This is a genomic window from Methylococcales bacterium (genome assembly GCA_030949405.1).
In the GTDB taxonomy this organism is placed as follows: domain Bacteria; phylum Pseudomonadota; class Gammaproteobacteria; order Methylococcales; family Methylomonadaceae; genus WTBX01.
In genome coordinates, this window is record JAUZSN010000002.1 from 2,465,589 (window position 1) to 2,479,917 (window position 14,329).

The 14,329-nt window shown below is 37.7% G+C and carries 12 protein-coding genes and 1 pseudogene; 11 read left to right on the forward strand and 2 right to left on the reverse strand.

Annotated features, from left to right (window positions below; translation table 11 throughout):
* The first annotated feature begins 75 nt into the window (after positions 1-75).
* The 7 genes and pseudogenes from aroA (at position 76) to Q9M50_12700 (ending at position 7,869) form a co-directional block, all read left to right on the forward strand.
* Entirely contained in the window at positions 76-1,392 is a 1,317-nt protein-coding gene (gene aroA / locus Q9M50_12670) for a 3-phosphoshikimate 1-carboxyvinyltransferase (protein MDQ7091464.1), read from the forward strand.
* On the forward strand, positions 1,389-2,042 hold the full coding sequence (gene cmk / locus Q9M50_12675; GenBank protein ID MDQ7091465.1) for a (d)CMP kinase: 654 nt from the start codon (positions 1,389-1,391) through the stop codon (positions 2,040-2,042). Before aroA ends, cmk begins: the two co-directional genes overlap by 4 nt.
* Positions 2,043-2,136: 94 nt before the next feature.
* Positions 2,137-3,798 (forward strand): 30S ribosomal protein S1, encoded by a 1,662-nt coding sequence (gene rpsA / locus Q9M50_12680; GenBank protein ID MDQ7091466.1) that lies wholly within the window; start codon positions 2,137-2,139, stop codon positions 3,796-3,798.
* 144 nt (positions 3,799-3,942) lie between these two features.
* On the forward strand, positions 3,943-4,248 hold the full coding sequence (locus Q9M50_12685) for an integration host factor subunit beta (GenBank protein MDQ7091467.1): 306 nt from the start codon (positions 3,943-3,945) through the stop codon (positions 4,246-4,248).
* A gap of 305 nt (positions 4,249-4,553) precedes the next feature.
* On the forward strand, positions 4,554-5,174 hold the full coding sequence (locus Q9M50_12690) for a DUF2231 domain-containing protein (protein MDQ7091468.1): 621 nt from the start codon (positions 4,554-4,556) through the stop codon (positions 5,172-5,174).
* A 100-nt stretch (positions 5,175-5,274) separates the two neighbouring features.
* A pseudogene (locus tag Q9M50_12695) lies at positions 5,275-6,845 on the forward strand (multicopper oxidase domain-containing protein).
* Between the two features lie 82 nt (positions 6,846-6,927).
* Positions 6,928-7,869 (forward strand): histone deacetylase family protein, encoded by a 942-nt coding sequence (locus Q9M50_12700; GenBank protein MDQ7091469.1) that lies wholly within the window; start codon positions 6,928-6,930, stop codon positions 7,867-7,869.
* Here Q9M50_12700 and Q9M50_12705 read toward each other — a convergent pair.
* Complete coding sequence (locus Q9M50_12705; GenBank protein MDQ7091470.1) at positions 7,861-8,379, reverse strand: hemerythrin domain-containing protein; 519 nt, start codon at positions 8,377-8,379, stop codon at positions 7,861-7,863. The genes Q9M50_12700 and Q9M50_12705 overlap by 9 nt on opposite strands.
* A 15-nt stretch (positions 8,380-8,394) precedes the next feature.
* Complete coding sequence (gene ylqF / locus Q9M50_12710; protein MDQ7091471.1) at positions 8,395-9,318, reverse strand: ribosome biogenesis GTPase YlqF; 924 nt, start codon at positions 9,316-9,318, stop codon at positions 8,395-8,397.
* Between the two features lie 396 nt (positions 9,319-9,714).
* Between ylqF and Q9M50_12715 the strand changes: the two genes are divergently transcribed.
* The 4 genes from Q9M50_12715 to Q9M50_12730 are packed head-to-tail and all read left to right on the forward strand — an operon-like array spanning position 9,715 to position 14,328.
* Positions 9,715-11,922 (forward strand): hypothetical protein, encoded by a 2,208-nt coding sequence (locus Q9M50_12715; protein ID MDQ7091472.1) that lies wholly within the window; start codon positions 9,715-9,717, stop codon positions 11,920-11,922.
* Positions 11,923-13,083, forward strand: a complete 1,161-nt coding sequence (locus Q9M50_12720; protein ID MDQ7091473.1) for an FAD-dependent oxidoreductase — start codon at positions 11,923-11,925, stop codon at positions 13,081-13,083. It abuts the gene before it with no gap.
* The gene (locus Q9M50_12725; protein MDQ7091474.1) at positions 13,083-13,772 is read left to right on the forward strand and encodes a nucleotidyltransferase family protein; all 690 of its coding nucleotides are present in this window, start codon (positions 13,083-13,085) and stop codon (positions 13,770-13,772) included. Before Q9M50_12720 ends, Q9M50_12725 begins: the two co-directional genes overlap by 1 nt.
* Complete coding sequence (locus Q9M50_12730; GenBank protein ID MDQ7091475.1) at positions 13,762-14,328, forward strand: HAD family hydrolase; 567 nt, start codon at positions 13,762-13,764, stop codon at positions 14,326-14,328. The genes Q9M50_12725 and Q9M50_12730 overlap by 11 nt, the downstream gene beginning before the upstream one ends.
* The last annotated feature ends 1 nt before the right edge of the window (position 14,329 follow it).

The following is a 14,329-nucleotide window of genomic DNA, read 5'->3' on the forward strand; positions in this document are numbered from 1 at the left end:
TAAAGCTAAAAAGTGTAAACTACCGCACCTTTACAGTCTTACATAAATGATTATTCCTTTAAAAATAAACCCAATATGTCAAAATCGATTACCTTCATAGTACAGCCAAGCCTCTCTCTCAACGGTGAAATTAGAGTTCCTGGTGATAAATCCATGTCACACCGTTCAATTATGCTCGGCTCTTTAGCAGAAGGCGTCACCCATGTTGAGGGCTTTTTAAATGCGAAAGATGCGATGTCTACCTTAAAAGCATTTAGAGCCATGGGCGTTGAAATTACAGATCCTATTGAAGGAAAAGTAACCATTAAAGGCGTGGGTAAGCATGGATTAAAAGCCCCTAAAGAGCCCTTGGATTTAGGCAATTCAGGCACATCAATGCGGCTATTAAGTGGCTTATTAGCAGGACAAGACTTTGATTGTACTTTAACGGGCGATGAATCACTTTCATCACGCCCTATGCGTCGTGTTACCGACCCCTTAGCACTTATGGGGGCTCAAATTGAAACACAAGCCGATGGTTCAGCCCCTTTACATATAAAAGGTACAACGCAGTTAAACAGTATAAAATACACCCTTCCAATGGCAAGTGCGCAAGTTAAATCGTGCTTATTATTAGCAGGAATGTATGCCACGGGTGAAACCTCTATTACAGAACCTGCGCCTACTCGCGATCATACCGAACGAATGTTAAACGGTTTTGGTTACCCTGTTAAACGCGATGGCAGCCAAGCCAGCATAAATAATAAAGGAACATTAACAGCCGCCAATATCGATGTCCCAAGTGATATATCCTCTGCCGCCTTCTTTTTGGTAGGCGCATCCATTGCTCAAAATTCCGACGTTACCTTACGACATGTCGGCATGAACCCGACGCGTACGGGCATCATTGATATTTTACAGTTAATGGGGGCAAACATTAGCATCCTAAACCCACGTGAGGTGGGGGGCGAACCTGTGGCTGATTTACGAGTTGTAACCAGCGAATTAAAAGGAATTGTTATTCCTGAGTCCTTAGTCCCTCTGGCTATTGATGAATTTCCCGTATTATTTGTCGCCGCCGCCTGTGCTAAAGGACAAACCATATTAACTGGGGCTGAAGAGTTACGCGTTAAAGAATGTGATCGGATTCAAGTCATGGCGGATGGTTTACATACATTAGGCGTTGACGCACAAGTTACGGAGGATGGCATGATTATTAATGGTGGAAAAATCGGAGGCGGTCAGGTTATTTCACATGGCGATCACCGTATTGCAATGGCCTTTTCTATCGCAGGATTAAAAGCAACCGCACCGATTACCATTGAAAATTGCGCCAATGTTAACACCTCATTTCCAGAATTTCGGGAATTAGCCACCTCTTTAGGGCTACAATTGACGAGCAATCATAAATGATCCCTGTTTTAACCATAGATGGGCCGAGTGGTGCTGGAAAAGGAACCGTAAGTCGGGCTATCGCCAAACAACTCGGTTGGCATTATTTGGATAGCGGATCAATTTATCGTGCCTTAGGTATTGCCTGTTTACAACAGAACGTTGACCTAAACAATATCGAAGCGGTTACCCATCTAGCTGAAACCCTTAATCTAGCGTTTGAGTGTTGTGATGAATTAAAAGTCAAACTTAACAACGTCGATATTACGGCCAAATTAGGCTTAGAAAAAACCGCGCATACCGCCTCTATTGTTGCTGCTATTCCTAAAGTTAGAACGATATTATTAGCAAAACAACAAGCGTTTCAACAACGACCAGGTTTAGTTGCTGATGGCCGTGACATGGGAACCGTGGTTTTTGTAACCGCAAAAAATAAAGTCTATTTAACCGCCAGTGCTGAAACAAGAGCAAAACGACGTTATAAACAGTTGATTGAAAAAGGAATAGATGCTAATCTTGCTCGTATAACTGATGAGATACAAGCACGAGATAAACGGGATACAGAACGTAAAACCGCACCTTTAGTTAAAGCTGAAAATGCGTTGTATATCGACTCTTCTGACTTATCAATTACTGAAGTCATCGACAAAATACTAAATTTTATCCATTAATGTAATGGATTTCATGGCTGTTAAATAACAGCTTTTTATTAACTACTAGAAAAAATAGCTTGTTTGAGCGTTAGCAAGCATAGGAATGAAGACAATGAGCGAAAGCTTTGCTGAATTATTTGAAGAAAGTTTAGCCCAGACGGAAATGCGTCCGGGTGCAATGTTACTGGGGACCGTCCTCGACATCGAAAATGAATATGTCATCGTAAGTACGCAGGCAAAATCAGAGGGTGTGATTCCTAAATGGCAATTTTTAAATCCTGATGGCGACCTAGAAGTTGAAATCGGTGATGAAGTTGAAGTTGCTTTAGATTTATTTGAAGACGGTTTGGGTTCAACATTACTTTCTCGTGATAAAGCGAAGAAAAATAAAGCGTGGGTTGAGTTAGAAAAAGCGTTTGAAGATGAAGAAACAATTACAGGACGTATTAACGGTAAAGTCCGTGGTGGTTTTACGGTTGCCGTCGGGGCTTTACGTGCCTTCTTGCCAGGTTCACTTGTTGATATTCGTCCTATTCGTGATACGACCTTCCTAGAAGGACGCGATCTTGAGTTCAAAGTCATCAAAATTGACCAAAAACGTAACAATGTTGTTCTATCTCGTCGTGCTGTTGTCGAAAAAGAATACAGTGCTGAACGTGAAGAGTTAATGAAAACGCTGGAAGATGGCGCAATCGTTGCGGGTATCGTTAAAAACTTAACAGACTACGGTGCCTTTATCGACCTAGGTGGTATTGATGGTTTATTACATATTACCGACATGGCATGGCGTAGAGTTCGTCACCCATCAGAATGTGTTGAAATTGGTCAAGAAGTTCAAGTTAAAGTTTTAAAATTTGATAAAGAAAAAACGCGTGTTTCATTAGGTATGAAACAAATGGGTGAAGATCCTTGGCAAAATATTGCTCGCCGTTACCCAGCAGGCCAACGTGTCTTTGGTAAAGTTAATAACTTGACCGATTACGGTTGTTTTGTTGAAATTGAAGAAGGCGTTGAAGGCTTAGTTCACGTCTCTGAAATGGATTGGACGAACAAAAATGTTAATCCAGCTAAAGTAGTTCAATTAGGTGACGAAGTTGAAGTCATGATTTTAGAAATTGATGAAGAACGTCGTCGTATTTCTTTAGGCATGAAACAATGTAAAGTTAATCCTTGGGAAGAATTTGCAGCCACGCATAATAAAGGCGAAAAAATCAGCGGTAAAATTAAATCTATTACTGATTTTGGTATATTCATTGGTTTGGAAGGCGGCATTGACGGCTTGGTTCACATGTCTGATATTTCATGGAAAGAACATGATGAAGAAGCCATTCGTGACTACAAAAAAGGCGATGAAGTTGAAACCATCATCCTTGCAGTAGACCCAGAAAGAGAGCGTATTTCATTAGGCGTTAAACAACTAGAACAAGACCCATTCCAAAATTATATTGCAGCCAATGAAAAAGGCAGTTTAATTACAGGAATCGTTAAAGAAGTGGATGCTAAAGGCGCGGTTATTACCTTAGCAGATAATATTGAAGGCTATTTACGCGCTTCTGAAATTCAACGCAACCGTGTAGAAGATGCGCGTACGTTATTGAAAGAAGGCGATCAAATCGAAGCTAAATTTGTTGGCGTAGATAAGAAAAGTAAATCAATTTCTCTTTCTATCAAAGCAAAAGATAACGATGTAGAATCCAGCGCACTTAAAGATTACTCTAAACAATCGGCAGGGACTGCGACGTTGGGTGATATTTTTAAACAAATGGATAAATAAAACTGTAATCACTTTTAATTTTTAGAGACCTATTAATCTCTTCTAATCAAAATAGTGCTTATAAAATTATTCAATTGCTATACCTAAATCAGCTGTCAAATTTATACAATATGACAGCTGATTTTCTTTTTCACAGGGTAAAAAGTGACAAAATCAGAATTAATTGAAACACTTGCTAAACAACAACCTAATTTAGCAACTAAAGATGTTGAACTGGTTGTTAAATGTATTATTGAACAAATGAGTCAATCACTATCAAGTGGCGATAGAATTGAAATTAGAGGCTTTGGTAGTTTTTCACTCCATTACCGCCCACCTCGTATGGGTCGAAACCCAAAAACTGGCGGTGCAGTGGCCTTATCGCTCAAGTATGTTCCTCACTTTAAACCAGGAAAGGAACTACGTGAACGTGTGGATGAATCACGTGAAAAATTTCCCATTCTCAAATAAAATAAAGGGTTAACGCACTCTAACTCAATAAAATAAACATTTGCCTTCCTTCATTTTTGGTTTACTGTCTAAATTAGATAGTTACCCGTAAGAACCTTTTTCACGTTAACCCGTTTTAAAAATAAAGCGTAAATAACTTTTGTGTTAACGGGTTAAATGAAGGATACCAAACTTTTGAATAGTTTTTAGTTTAAAACTTAAATTGATTGCGTTAATTTTATAATTTTTAATCGCATAATAGACGCTATTGACGATAGCGGCTATTAAGCTTTATCACTTTTTTAAATTTTTCTACTGAATGCACAATGAATGTCAATAATTTTTTATCCTTTCAACTACATGGTGGTTCAGACCATGAGGGTATCGCGGGAAATATTGAAGTTTTGTTAAGTTTTCTTGAAAGTCTTTCTGGAAAATCATTAACCGAAATCTTCACACTCATTGTGCCTGGAATTTCTGAGATGAATAATATTCATCCTCTGTTTGTTCATTTTCCAATCGCACTGTTAATTAGTTTTTTTCTTGTTGATCTTCTTGGTTCACTGTTAAAAAAGACACACTGGCGTGATATTGCAGGTGGATTACTTTACTTAGGAACCCTAAGTGCTTTATTTACCGTCATAGCAGGTTTTTTTGCGGCTGAATCAGTCGGACATGCCGAAGACGTTCATGAAATTATGACTCGGCATCAAATACTGGGTCTATCCGTACTGACTTTAGCAACGATTTTATCAGGATGGCGCTTGCTTGCACATGGAAAAATTAAAGGTGAAATTAATATTTTTTATCTTATTATCTCCGCTATTTTATCCGTTTTAATTGTATTAGGGGCGGATTTAGGGGGATTGATGGTTTATAAATATGGGGTTTCAGTCGAAGCCGCTAATATTGGTAAAGAAGCAATTTTCCATGAACATACTCATTAAAACCTTCCATTTCATTATTCTTTAAAATAGAGAGTTGCCAGCAAAGATAAATAAGCGTAATGTTTAGTATATTACTAACTACTTATTTAATAGCTAGATCATGACAACTTATAGCACTCAAAGAAGACAGTTTTTAAAGTATTCAAGTTTAGGCATTGCATCTGCTGCATTCCCCGCCTTATTATTAGCCAATACACAAGCCCCTAAAGGCACGATTAATACCCATTTTAAAGCCGATGTCGAGCTAGAATTTACAGCAAAGAATGATTTTGTTCAGATTTTAAATCATGGAAAAAAAAACGGCCGTTCAAAAATATTCGGCCAAAGTTTTAACAGGCGATCCCAAAACACTTTTAAATTTAAAAAACAATTACTTAGGCCCTATCATTAATTTACAACAAGGCCAAAAAGTTCGTGTTTTTTTTAATAACCTGTTAGATGAGCCGTCTATTATTCATTGGCATGGTTTGCATGTTCCTCAAAAAAAGTGACGGCCACCCCATGTATGCGATTCAATCAGGGCAACAATTTGTTTATGAATTTGAAGTCTTAAATCGTGCCGGCACTAATTTTTATCATTCCCATACTCACGGCGAAACAGGACGACAAGTTTATAACGGACTCTCTGGACTGATTAGAGTAACCGATGAAATTGAAAAAAAATTAGAATTACCCACAGGGGAATATGATTTACCCTTCGTTATTCAAGATCGATCTTTTGATTCGGAGAATCAACTCGCCTATGTTAGACGAATGCCTGAACGAATGATGGGGTTTTTAGGCGACATCATCATGGTGAATGGAAAACCTAATATTGAATTTTCCGTTAAATCGCGTGCGTATCGTTTACGGGCGTTAAATGGTTCTAATGCTCGTATTTATAAATTAGCGTGGGATGATGGCTCACCGATAACGGTTATAGGAACGGATGGCGGCTTATTAGAAAAACCTGAAATACGTCCCTATGTCATGCTTGCACCCGCTGAACGTTTAGATTTATGGATTGATTTTAGTGGGCGCGAATTAGGGTCAGAGCTTAAACTCTATAGTCTTCCTTATGAAGGCGTGATGTCAATGATGTATGCTCGGATGGGATCACGGGGAATTGAAACCGGCTCTAAATTCAAAATAGCCCGCTTTAAAGTCACCGAAATTGTTAATGATTCGCCTAAATTACCCACGCAATTAGCCCCGATTAAACGTTTTAGTGAGCATGATGTTAATAATGCCAATAATCCGTTACCGATTGCTTTATCAATGGGGCGCATGTCGGCACTCATTAATGGTCGCTCCTTTTCTATGGATAGGGTGACCAAAATGGAACAAGTTGAACTCGGATCGCATAAAAAAATAAAAATATTTCATGAGCATTCATCCGGCGGAGGAATGGGGATGATGGGCGGAATGATGTCAATGGCACACCCTATTCATTTACATGGTCAGCAATATCAAATTTTATCTCGAACTTATAAGGGAGACGATGAAACTGACTATGCAACCGTAAACAAAGGCTTTATTGATAACGGCTGGAAAGATACCGTGTTGGTCATGCCCGGTGAAGAAGTTGAAATTATTAAACCTTTTGAAGATTATAAAGGTTTTTTTCTCTATCATTGCCACATTTTGGAACATGAAGACCTTGGAATGATGCGTCAATTTTATGTTGGATAATTTAGTTATAAACTAGGATCAACTATTAATGCGGGCGGAGGCATTCAATTGAGCGTAACAACGATGAGATTTAATTAACGTCATGACAACACTTTATTATAATGATGCTATTTTTTTACAGCATGATACGGGGGTAGGTCATCCTGAAACAGCCGCTCGCTTAACCGCTATTAATAACGCATTGACTGGGGATGAATTTAAAAACTTACGCTTTTTAAAGGCACCTCACCGCGAGGATACTCAAAAAAATATTCAGTTGATTCATACCCCCGCGTTATTAGCTCATATTTTAAAGACGGTTCCCAAACATGATTATGCCGTATTAGATGAGGGGGACACTGTTATTTCGCCCGACTCCGCTAAAGCCGCCTTCCGCGCCATTGATTGCGTCTGCGATGCGGTTGATCATCTTTTAAATCAAAAGGCGACAAATGCTTTTTGTGCTATTCGTCCCCCAGGGCATCATGCAATGCCCTCTCAGGCGATGGGGTTTTGTCTTTTCAATACCGTCGCCATCGCGGCTGAATATGCGCGTCAACACCCTTCTATTAAAAAAGTGGCCATTGTCGATTTTGATGTTCATCATGGCAATGGCACACAAGCTGCGTTTGAAAATAATCCAAATGTTTTTTACGCCTCTAGCCATGAAATGCCCAATTTTCCAGGGACAGGTACCCCTACCCATAAAGGCAAGGGGACTATTATTAACGTTCCTTTACAGGCAGGTGAAACGGGTGAGAGCGTGCGTAAAAAATATAGCACGCTTATTTTTCCCGCTTTAAACGCATTTAAACCTGACTTATTATTAATTTCAGCAGGTTTTGATGCCCATAAGAATGACCCCCTTTCATCCATTGAATTAGATGAAAATGATTATCATTGGCTAATGCAACACTTAGTTAAAACGGCTGAGACCTTTTGTGAGGGCCGCATTATCTCTGTCTTAGAAGGAGGCTATAATCTTGAAGCATTAGCTCAAAGTGTGGCTTCCCATTTAACCCCCTTACTTCAAGCGTCATCCTAGGTGCCGTAACGCCGCCATTTTCTTACCTGCTTGTTCCTTTTCAGCACTTGATAAGAGATCCGCTACTCTGGGTAGAAAATCTTCCTCCTCACGATTTAAATGTTCACGCTGTTTTCGTTCAAATTCAAGGGCATTTTTTTGTAACGCACTGTAATCACTAATTTGTTCGGGGTTTCCTAAATTTTCAGCCAATACTTGCCATTCATATTCTATTTCTTCATGATCTTGAGTAAGTAAATCCATCATCCCATCATAAAACTCCGAATGGTTTTTAAGCAAGGGAAACAAGGCCTCTTCTTCATCTAAATGGTGTAAACGATTAGCATGAAAATAAAAGCAATGTAAATCAATACAGCGATTCGCTAATGATTTATTCATCGTTTGATCTTTCATGTCATCCATCAAGGCTAAAAGAACCTCCCCTTTTTCAAGTAAGGTTTGATGGTAAATTTTAATAACGGCTAAACCATCAGAAAAATGAGTGGCAGGGTCTGTAAATTGAAATTTCATAAATTAACTAGTGGATTAAGTTTTAGAACGTTGTCGTGAAGTCCGTTTTTTCTTTTGTTTTTTAGCCGCTTTTTGCTCCCTAATAACCGCTAATTCAACCATTTCTTTAGCAACCATCTCAGGGGTTTCATAGGTAATTCTACCGAGGATACCCGCCCGTAATTCGGCCAATAAAATTTTAGCGGTTTTATCATAATCAATTTGCTTACCCGTCCGAAAACACCCCCGTCTAGTCGCAATTGCATCCATTAATTCTGACTCGGTTGCGGGTAACGTTTCTAAATTATAACGCTCTTGAACCCGCTCTGGGTAAGCCTTTAATAAATACTCGGCTGCAAAAAAAGCCACATCATCATGCTGTAACGCCGTATCTTTAATAGCCCCTGTGATGGCTAGACGATACCCACTATTTTTATTTTCAACATTAGGCCACATCATCCCTGGCGTATCAAATAAAACAACGCCATTTTTTAGATCAATTCGTTGCTGATATTTGGTCACCGCCGGTTCATTACCCGTTTTGGCAATCATACGATTCGCTAATAAATTAATTAAGGTGGATTTTCCTACATTGGGAATCCCCATAATAAGCACTTGAATGGCTTTTCCCTTCGCCTTTAAAGGCAACATTTTCTGACAAAGCACGGGAATTTGTCGTGCTTTTTCGGGGTAATCACGACTAATCGCTAAGGTTTTAACGCCCCGCTGTTGTTCAAAATACTGCTGCCAGCATTCGGTTATTTTTTCATCGGCTAAATCACTTTTACTCAATAATTTGATACACGGCTTATCCCCCCGTAATTCAGCAAGCTTAGGGTTTTCACTACTAAAAGGTAAACGTGCATCAATAATTTCAATAATTAAATCAATATGCGATAACGTTTTTTTTATTTCTTTCCCAGCCTTGTACATGTGGCCTGGATACCATTGAATTTGCATTATATTTGAACGATAGGTGATAAAAATTAAAACTCGGTTATCACACTATTCTATGAGTCATACACTAATATAACAAGCTCAATGTTTCGCCTACCCCTTTAAAATAAGCTGAAAATAAATCCTAAGTCGATATTATACGTTTCAATGTTAACCCATTAAAATGTTGATTAAACCTAAAAATACCCGAAGGGGAGATATATCGCCCCTTAGTATTCCTTTAATATAGGGTTGCATTGGCCTATAATTCAATGATATTTTACAAGGTTAAATACGCTAGAACTTAAATTAAAACAGACTCAGTAAAGGGATACAACCCCTCTTTTATACTTTGAAAAACCTGAAATTTTTTATTTAAGAGACTTAGCGTATAAAAACTGATCTCACCATAATTAAAACATGACAAATAACCGACAAATAGAATGGATATTGTTTATTGCAATCATCTTATTTTTTTACCCCTACTTAAGCTTAGGCTTTACAACAAATGATGATGCCTTTAACCAAGTTTATCATAGCTGGGTAGAATTTAAAGATGGGGCATTTAAACAAGGACGCATCCAATTTTTCCTTTTTCATTGGTTAGTAATTAAACTTTCTTTTTTAGTCGAAAATTTATTTTTCATTAAATTAATCGCTACTCTCTCTATTATTGGTAATATTCTCTACCTTGCCTTTTTTTTAGAAAAGCTCACCGCACAAAAATATTACAGCTACATTTTTGTGATTGTCTTTGTGACTTTCTTGCAAGATTCGTGGGATCATTTTTTACTCACCTCCTCCCCGCTCATCTATACCGTGGGGTTTTCATTATTTTTAGCCTCATTGCACCTCTATATTTTTTGCAAAGCCAGTCCATTAAAATTAATGGTGAGTGCCAGTTTATTTGTGTTGACCTTACAAGTCAGTGAAATGTTTGTCTTATTTTGTGTGTTTTACCCTCTATTTTCACGACTTTACTTAAATAAAGGTCTGTTTTATAACTTAAAATACCACTTTATTTTTTCAGGCATTTACCTAACTATCTATCTTGTCTTTAGATTAACTTATGGGTCGGTCTATGTGGGTAACAGTGTCGGTAATAATGGTTTTTCTATCCTAGATTCCATTCAGACTTTATTGATTTATAGTTTATATACCTTTCCGAGTGCTTTATTTTTCACTCATACGGCAACAGGATTAGGGGACATGAATAATGTCTTAAATTATCCCTTTGACTTTGATTTAGCCGCCAATCCATTATCCAAATTTAAATATAATGTTAAAGTCTTAGTCGTTAATATTGAAGAAATTAATATTGTTTGGATTGTTAAATATTTATTATTTGTGGGGGTTGTTTTTGAAAGTTTAAAAAATATAAAGTACGTTAATAAAAAAACACTCAATTTATTAATTATTTTTGCGGTCTTACTGTTATTTATCCCCAACGCCTTACACTCACTGGTGAGTAAATATCAACAATGGGCGATTATAGGCAATAGCAAAGGCTATGTCGGGACGTACATGTCCTATTTTGGAATGGCCTTATTGTTAACACTTTTTTTAGTTTATTTAAAACAATTAGAATGGTTTAACCGCCCTACCCTACCCAGTCGAATTCGACTGATAGTTGCACTCGTTTTTCTATTTTTCATTTCTACATTTGTGTCGATTTCAAATGAAGCGATTTTTAATCTCAAAAAACAATCCCATTATCGCTGGGAATTAATGGATAAATTCTTTAAAACGGACGCCTTTCAAAATCTTGAGAACGGAACCGCTATTTATGCCTTAGGGTTAACCGATTCTATCGGCTCCGTTGATAAATACAAACCCCTTGCGGATGAGCGTTCTGATTACTGGGATCGCTATGTCTTAATGAAAACAGGGATGGATATTAAAATTTACGAGGGCTATCCTCAAACCATAACCGATAAAACCTATATTTTAAAAATTATTAAACCCAAAAATAATTACGATACCTTTGGTGTTTTTGCAAAACTGGAGTCTAACTCAAAACTCATTAATAATTTTTATTTAGTAGCCGTTGCACGGGATACCAATATTTTAACGTACGAATCGTTTGAAGGCTTTAAGTCGTTTCCTTTTCGATTAAAAGGCAAAGAAGATAGTCTGTACGTGGAAGAAAAAAATGTAAGTATTAACAGTATGTGGGTCACCCATGAAGTCCGCAATAAAAATGCTAACCTTGTTTACGCTAAACCCATGCAAAAAGGCCAAATTTATACCGATCGTTTTGAATATACATTTTCAACGGGATTTTATTCAGGGGAAGCGAGTGGGGTCGATATTTGGAATTGGAGCGATAAACAAAGCCAACTTATTATTGATAATAAAGCCAAAGAGCCTATTATTGTTAATTTAAAATTTGTCATTTCGACTAAACAAGACAACGTGTCTAAAATTAGCGTTTATAATGATGAAAAGAATCAACATATTATTATAGGCAATCGAGGGGACGAGGAATTTGTACTTGCGTTTAAACTACACCCTGGGGAAAACACCATCCACTTTATTTCAGAAGCCTCTTCCATTGCACTGCCGAGTGTGACGGCAAGGCCCTTATATTTCTATGTTAAAAATATGGTTATGACCGAGGTTCGTTAAATGACAGCACAAATTGATTACCTCATTGTTGGCGCAGGGATTATCGGAATGACGATTGCCCATGATTTAATAAACCGTAATAAACAACTCACGATTGTAATTATTGAAAAAGAATCACAGGTCGCCGTTCATGCAAGTGGGCGCAATAGCGGCGTATTACACGCAGGATTTTATTACACAGCGGATAGTCTAAAAGCCAAACTAACCGCCGAGGGTAATAAAAAAATGAAAGCGTTTTGCCATGACAATGCTATTTTTGTGAATGAAACTCAAAAATATGTCGTGGCTAATAATCAGCAAGAACTTGATTGGCTTTATGAATTGGATAAACGCGCTAAAGTGAACGGCGTAATAACGAAATTAGTCAATGCCGACGAGATTGACCCTAATATTAAAACCTATCAAAAAGCCCTGTACTCCCCCTCAACAGCCTCAGTAAATCCTAAAGAAGTGTGTTATGCCTTAAGAGATAAATTAATCGCCTCTGGGGTTAGGTTTATATTTAATCAACCCTTTGAAACCGTTAATTTTGACTACCATTATCTTATTAATTGTGCGGGGAGTTATGCGGATAAAATTGCCAAAGCTCATGGGGTTGGCCAACATTACACCATGCTGCCGTTCAAGGGTCTCTATTTAAAATATTTTGGGGATGATAAACCCATTTCAACCAATGTTTACCCTGTTCCCAATATGAAAAACCCTTTTTTAGGGGTTCATTATACCATGACCGCTAACAATGAAATTAAAATAGGCCCAACCGCTATTCCTGTATTTTGGCGTGAAAATTATCAGGGCTTGGAAGGCTTTAAACTCACTGAATTTTTAGAGATTTTTTATTATTCAACTAAGCTTTTTATTTTAAATAAATTTAATTTTCGTGAATTAGCCATCAACGAAATTAAAAATTATCGTAAGAAAAACTTAATCGAAAAAGCCCAACAGATGCTACACCACATAGGGGATGATTTTAGACCCCTTCCCGCAGGCATTAGAGCCCAGTTATTAGATACCCAACAAAATGAATTAGTCATGGATTTTATCGTCGAACATACGGATCATTCAACTCATATCCTCAATGCCGTAAGCCCTGCGTTTACCTGTTCATTTGCCTTTGCAGAGCATGTGGTCGATCAACTATTAAATAACGAGTCACCATAATGGAAGCCATTATATTAGCAGGCGGCTTTGGCACACGGTTACAAACCGTCGTTAAAGACGTTCCTAAACCGATGGCTGAAATCAATGGCTATCCTTTTCTAAAATATTTATTAGATGCACTGATAACACAAGGCGTAACGAGCGTTATTTTATCAGTCGGTTACAAAAAAGAATGCATCAAAACTTATTTTAACGATCGCTATCAAACGTTAAAGATTCGTTATGCCAGTGAAGAAACCCCTTTAGGGACAGGCGGGGCGATTATTCAAGCGTTATCCATGACAACCCATGAATCTGTTTATGTCTTAAATGGCGATACTTTTTTTGAGGTTGATTTAAACGCGATGCAAACACTGCATTTAAACACACAAGCAGACATCACCGTAGCCACGAAAGTTATGCATGATTTTGACCGTTATGGCACGCTCACTATTAAAAAAGGGAGAGTCACGGCCTTTGAAGAAAAAAAATATCAAACGGACGGTTATATTAACGGCGGTATTTATTTAATCCATAAAAATTTATTTAATCGCTTTAAAATAGCGTCTAAATTCTCCTTTGAAGCGGATTTTTTAGAACAAAACTTAGCACAGTTATCTGTCCATGCCTTTGAAAGTGAAGGTTATTTTATTGACATTGGTATTCCTGACGATTATTACCATGCAAGCACCGTGTTTCATGGAAAATAAAGCCTTATTCTTAGACCGTGATGGCATTATCAATATTGATAGTGCTTATGTCCATCAGCCTAAAGATTTTATTTTTGTTGAGGGTATTTTTGACTTATGCCATCATTTTGTCAATCAAGGCTATCGCTTATTTATTATTACCAACCAAGCAGGCATTGGTCGGGGGTATTATACTGAAAAAGAATTTGATGACTTAATGCGCTGGGTGAGTGCTGAGTTTTCAAAACAAGGGCTAACGATTGAGAAAAGTTATTATTGTCCACACCACCCTATTGCAGGGATTGGCGATTATAAACAAACCTGTGGATGTAGAAAACCTGAAGCAGGCATGATATTAAGCGCGGCTGAAGAATTTAACTTAAACCTGAATCAATCCTTATTAATTGGGGATAAAATGAGCGATATTAACGCAGGTAAAAAAGCAGGGCTTGAAAAAAGTTATTTAATTAAAAGTCGTTACCAAGAAAAGTATGATTTTATTTCAGTCGAAGCCATGTATCACTATTTTAGCCATCAAAAGATAGAAGCCATGCCTCACCCAGCGACGAGGCTGTAAC

Coding starts and splice junctions, on each gene's coding strand:
- Q9M50_12720 (MDQ7091473.1), top strand. CDS start 11,923: ATGACAGCACAAATTGATTACCTCATTGTTGGCGCAGGGATTATCGGA.
- cmk (MDQ7091465.1), top strand. CDS start 1,389: ATGATCCCTGTTTTAACCATAGATGGGCCGAGTGGTGCTGGAAAAGGA.
- Q9M50_12690 (MDQ7091468.1), top strand. CDS start 4,554: ATGAATGTCAATAATTTTTTATCCTTTCAACTACATGGTGGTTCAGAC.
- Q9M50_12705 (MDQ7091470.1), bottom strand. CDS start 8,379: ATGAAATTTCAATTTACAGACCCTGCCACTCATTTTTCTGATGGTTTA.
- aroA (MDQ7091464.1), top strand. CDS start 76: ATGTCAAAATCGATTACCTTCATAGTACAGCCAAGCCTCTCTCTCAAC.
- ylqF (MDQ7091471.1), bottom strand. CDS start 9,318: ATGCAAATTCAATGGTATCCAGGCCACATGTACAAGGCTGGGAAAGAA.
- Q9M50_12725 (MDQ7091474.1), top strand. CDS start 13,083: ATGGAAGCCATTATATTAGCAGGCGGCTTTGGCACACGGTTACAAACC.
- Q9M50_12700 (MDQ7091469.1), top strand. CDS start 6,928: ATGACAACACTTTATTATAATGATGCTATTTTTTTACAGCATGATACG.
- rpsA (MDQ7091466.1), top strand. CDS start 2,137: ATGAGCGAAAGCTTTGCTGAATTATTTGAAGAAAGTTTAGCCCAGACG.
- Q9M50_12730 (MDQ7091475.1), top strand. CDS start 13,762: ATGGAAAATAAAGCCTTATTCTTAGACCGTGATGGCATTATCAATATT.
- Q9M50_12715 (MDQ7091472.1), top strand. CDS start 9,715: ATGACAAATAACCGACAAATAGAATGGATATTGTTTATTGCAATCATC.